This is a genomic window from Deltaproteobacteria bacterium GWC2_65_14, assembly GCA_001797615.1.
In the GTDB taxonomy this organism is placed as follows: Bacteria; Desulfobacterota; Deferrimicrobia; order Deferrimicrobiales; family Deferrimicrobiaceae; genus GWC2-65-14.
The window spans coordinates 5,886-10,486 of record MGPV01000037.1 but is presented as its reverse complement, the minus strand read 5'-3'; the positions used below and the strand labels follow the sequence as shown (position 1 = coordinate 10,486).

Genomic DNA, 4,601 nt, shown 5'->3' with positions numbered 1-4,601 from the left:
GGGAAGCCGGTCTCCCGGATCGACGGGGAGGCGATGCGCGCGCTCCTGGCATACGACTTCCCGGGGAACATCCGCGAGCTCGAAAACATCCTCGAGCGTGCGGTGATCATAGAGACAAAAGATGTCATCTCGGCGGCCTCGTTTCCCCCGAATGTGACAAAAATGGTCACTCGCGATGATGGAACGCTTCCGTTCACCCCGGAGATCCTGGAGGATGAGGGGGTGTCGCTCGATGCCGAGATGGACCGGCTCGAAAAGACGATGCTCCTCAAGGCGCTCGAAAAGACGGGGGGGAACAAGACCGAAGCGGCCAAGCTGCTCAATATTTCCTTCCGTTCCATCCGTTACCGCCTCGAAAAGCACGGGATCGAGTAAACGGCACAATCCCTGCAGTTTCCCTCCGCATCTTATGCCTGCTGATGACAATGGGGGCGAACCTTGCGGGATAAAAAGGGATTCACGCTGATCGAATTGATGATCGTCGTCGCGATCATCGCCATCCTCGCCGCGATCGCCGTCCCGAACTTCCTGAAGTTCGTCTCGAAGACCAGGCGATCGGAAGCGAAGTACAATCTGGACGGGATCTACAAGGCCGAACTCTCCTGGTTCGGGGAATACAATACATTTTCAAATAGTTTCAATACGATACGCTGGAGACCGGAAGGGACAACGTATTATTATACATACTCGGTAGGAACGGAATTGTTCGGAAAAGGAGAATCCGTGCCCGGCGGTTTGCCGGTCACTCCGGGTGCGGATACCGAATCGTTTTCCGCCTGTGCATGGGGAAACATCGACTCCGACGTGACGCTCGACGCCTGGTATATAGGCGTTGGCAGGACAATTCAAAACATGCCGGGATTTGACGACCTGGGTTCATGACTAGGCATGCCTGTTGCAGCAATTAGTTGGCAAAACGAGTTCAACCCCAGGAGAAGGAGGGTAAACAAAATGCTGAGGAACAAGAAAGGCTTCACCCTGATCGAGTTGATGATCGTCGTCGCGATCATCGGGATCCTGGCCGCCATCGCCATCCCGAACTTCCTCAAGTTCCAGGCGAAGTCGAAGCAGTCGGAGGCCAAGACGAACCTCAAGGGGGTCTACACGGCGGAAACGGGCTACTTCGGCGAGCAGAACTCCTACGGCACCTTCCAGACCGTCAACTGGGACCCCGTCGGCACAGCCCGGTATCGGTACACCCTGGTGACTTCAGGTACCGACCTTGGCGATATGACGGTCACAATCGGTGCATGGACCGGCGGACCCACGCCCGCCTGGACGGCCAACGCCTTTACCGCTGGGGCGCAGGGAAACATTGATAGCGATACCGCTCTCGACGTGTGGACGATCACCGACGGGAACATCCTGACGAACAACTTCAACGACGTGTAATGCCCATCGCGTTGGTCCCGGAAAAAGGCGGCAGCGATGCCGCCTTTTTTCTTTTCCTTGCGATTGTTGCAGTTCTCGGGTTCGGCGGCTCGCTCCAGTACCCGCTGGCCGTACTGCGCGCGGGCGGGTTCGCAGCGGCGATCTGTTTTCTCTGGAGGAGCAGGGGAGTGGCTGTACCGGTCTCTCCCTATTTCCTACTAGTCGGAGGATTCATTCTCCTCGTCGTCGGACACGCTTTCTCCTCCGTTTATTTCTGGGTCTCCTTCCAGCACGCCCTGAACATCGCGCTCGCCGCCGTGCTCCTGGCGTGGGCCGTCCGGATGTTCCGCAGGGATCCCGGGAGGATGTGGGACGCGACGTTTGTCGTTGTGGCGGCGCTCGCGCTCGCGGAGGTCGGGATCGCCCTGTTCCAGCGGTTCCACGGGGGGGAACTGCGTCCCCGGGGAACCTTCGACAACGCGAACTACCTCTCCGAGTTCCTGGTCGCCGCTTCAATCCTCTGTCTCTCCAGGCTCCTCTGGATCGGCGCGGTCCATACCAGGAGAATCGCGGAGGGGGCGGTGGCGATCCTCTTCCTGGCCGCCGCTTTTTCCCTCTCCAGTTCCCGGGGGGTGCTGCTCGCTTCCGTTCCCGCGTTCGCGGTCCTGCTCGTCTCCAGGTTCGGCTTCCGGAGAGGAGGGGCGATCCTCGCGGGATTCGGAATCCCGGCGCTGACCCTGCTAGGTTTCCGGGCCGCCGGACGGTTCTTCTCGCCCGACCTGTTTAACTACAGCCGATGGATCATCTGGAAGTCGTCGGTCCGCACGTTCCTGGATCACCCGTTCGGCGTGGGTCTCGGAGGATTCAAGTACTACTGGTTCGCGAACCAGGCCCCGGTGGAGGGAGCGTTCCGCAGGTTCGGCAAGTTCGCGGATACCGCCCACAGCGAGTACATGGAGATCCTCTCCGGGCTCGGGGCGGTCGGCTTTCTCCTGTTCCTCGCGGTCCTCGCGTATCCTCTTCTGCTCGCCGTCCGGAAACGCCGGGAGATTCCGGGGGATCGCAAGCATGTGGTCGTTGGAGCGGCAAGTGTCCTCGTCCTGTCGGGCGTCCACGCCCTCTTCAACGCCAACTTCCATGTCTTCGGGATTTTCTTCCTGGGCGCCGTGATGCTGGGGGCGCTCCTTTCCAGCCTGCCGCGGGAATCGGCGCCGGCCCTGACGATTCCGGCGTGGGGCCGGTGGGCGGGGATCGCCGTCTGCGCGGGGCTCCTGGTCGCGACCGTTTCCACGTTCGCGGGAGTCTACGCCTTCGACCGGGGGCAGCGGCTTCTCAAGGCGGGCGGCCTTTCGGGCGCCGAACGGGCGTTTCGGATGGCGGCCTCCGCGGACCCGTTCCGCTCTTCCTACCCGGACGCCCTTTCCGCGGTCCACTACCGAAGGTACCTTGCGGAGCGTTCCTCCTTGCGAAACGTCAGGAAAATCCCGGAGTCGATGTTTGAGGCGCTTCAGTGGGAGGACCGTGCAAGGGATCTCTCTCCCCGCGATCTGAAGTACACCTTGCGTCTCTCCGGGCTTTTCTTCGATCTGTTCCGGCTCCGCGGAGAACCCTCCGATGCATGGATGTCGCTTCGGCTGGCGGATGGGGCGCTTCGGATCAACCCGTACGGTGTCGAAATTCTCTGGCACAGGGCGGATGTGCTGGATGCCGTGGGCCGCATGGATGAGGCCGCACGGGACCTCGAAGCCGCCGTTTCGGTTGAACCGAACTTCTGCAGGGGATATGCTAAGCTGGCCGATCTGGCCCGGGGGACCGATCCAACGGCCGCCGCCCGCTGGTCCCGAGCCGAAGGGGAGTGCAGGAGAAGGGCGTCGGCCATGCACCTGGAGGAGAACGAGAAGTGGATGGTGGAGCCGCCTGAGGACCGATGAAGGACGGGGAAGCGTATTCCGCGCCGCGGGGAGCGGCCATCGTCCTGTGGGTCCTTCCCGCGTTGTTTCTCCTGGTGTCCGCGCATCTTTCCTCCCGGATCCTTCAGGAACGGTCCTCCTTCGCGAGGACCGTCGAGGGGCACGCTCCCAGGGAGAGCCTCCTGTTCGAGATCAGCAGGAACCCGGCGTTCGCGTTCGGCTTCCGGAACTTCCTCGGCGACCTCGCGTGGCTTTCGGCCGTTCAGGTCGCGGGCTCGCGGAACATGGCGCCGGGGGAGTATGACCGGCTCTACGTCCTTCTTCAGGCCGTGGGGAACTTCGATCCCCGATTCGTCGTTCCGTACATCCTCGGGGGGATGGTCCTCGGCGACTCTCCCCGGCATGTCCGGGAGGCGCTGGATATCCTGGACCGGGGCGCGAAGAGCCATCCGACCGACTGGCGCTTTCCGTTCTACATCGGCTATACGCGGTATTTTTCCCTCGGGGATCCGCTCGAGGGGGCGAAAGCCCTGGAGGAGGCGGCGCGCCTCCCGGAGAGCCCCCCGTACCTGCCGCTCCTGGCCGCCCGGATGTTCGCGGAGGGGAGAGCCCCGGAGACCGCCCTCGCGTTCCTTGAGCGGATGGTCCGGGAGGAGACCGATCCGGCGCGGCTCGAGATCCTCAACCGGCGGATCGGGGAGGTGATCGTCGAGCGGGACATCCAGGCGCTCGAAAAGTCCGTGGCCGCGTACCGGGCGGCGGCGGGCGCTCTTCCCGGAGCGCTCGACGACCTGGTCCGCGCGGGCCTGATCCGGACGATTCCCGAGGAGCCGAACGGGGGCGCATACATCCTCGCGCCTGACGGCACCGTGAGGAGCAACCGCGTGGCGACGCGCCTGAAGGTGTTCCGCAAGCAATGAGCACCCCGGCGGCGGTCGTCTCGGTGGAGAAGGTCTCGAAATCGTATCCGACCGGCTTCTTGCGCAGTCGCGTGCGCGTCCTCTCCGACCTGTCGTTTTCCGTCCTGCCGAACGAGATCGTCGGGTTCCTCGGCCCCAACGGCGCCGGGAAGACCACGACGATCAAGATCCTGAACCGTCTCGCCTTCGCCGATTCCGGGACGGTCACCGTGTTCGGCGAGGAGGCGGGACGAAGGCCGGAAACCCGCCGCCGGATCGGGTTCATGCCGGAGCACCCCTACTTCTACGAGTACCTGACCGGGAAGGAATTCCTGTCCCTCTGCGGCCACCTGAACTCCATGGGAAGGTCCGAGATCCGGGAACGCTCCCGGGCGATCCTCTCCAGGGTGGGGCTTTCCGG

The 4,601-nt window shown here is 63.1% G+C and carries 4 protein-coding genes (1 of these 4 only partly in view); all 4 read left to right on the top strand.

Going from position 1 to position 4,601, the window contains the following annotated elements:
* Positions 1-375 carry the final stretch of a hypothetical protein gene (locus A2X88_07185; protein ID OGP34162.1) on the top strand. Its footprint begins 1,050 nt before the window's first position, so the window shows 375 of its 1,425 coding nt (coding positions 1,051-1,425); its start codon lies beyond the left edge, outside the window; the stop codon is at positions 373-375.
* 513 nt (positions 376-888) lie between these two features.
* The gene (locus A2X88_07180; protein OGP34147.1) at positions 889-1,392 is read left to right on the top strand and encodes a hypothetical protein; all 504 of its coding nucleotides are present in this window, start codon (positions 889-891) and stop codon (positions 1,390-1,392) included.
* Positions 1,392-3,302, top strand: coding sequence for a hypothetical protein (locus A2X88_07175; protein ID OGP34146.1), 1,911 nt, complete (start codon positions 1,392-1,394; stop codon positions 3,300-3,302). The genes A2X88_07180 and A2X88_07175 overlap by 1 nt, the downstream gene beginning before the upstream one ends.
* Positions 3,299-4,201 (top strand): hypothetical protein, encoded by a 903-nt coding sequence (locus A2X88_07170; GenBank protein OGP34145.1) that lies wholly within the window; start codon positions 3,299-3,301, stop codon positions 4,199-4,201. Before A2X88_07175 ends, A2X88_07170 begins: the two co-directional genes overlap by 4 nt.
* The last annotated feature ends 400 nt before the right edge of the window (positions 4,202-4,601 follow it).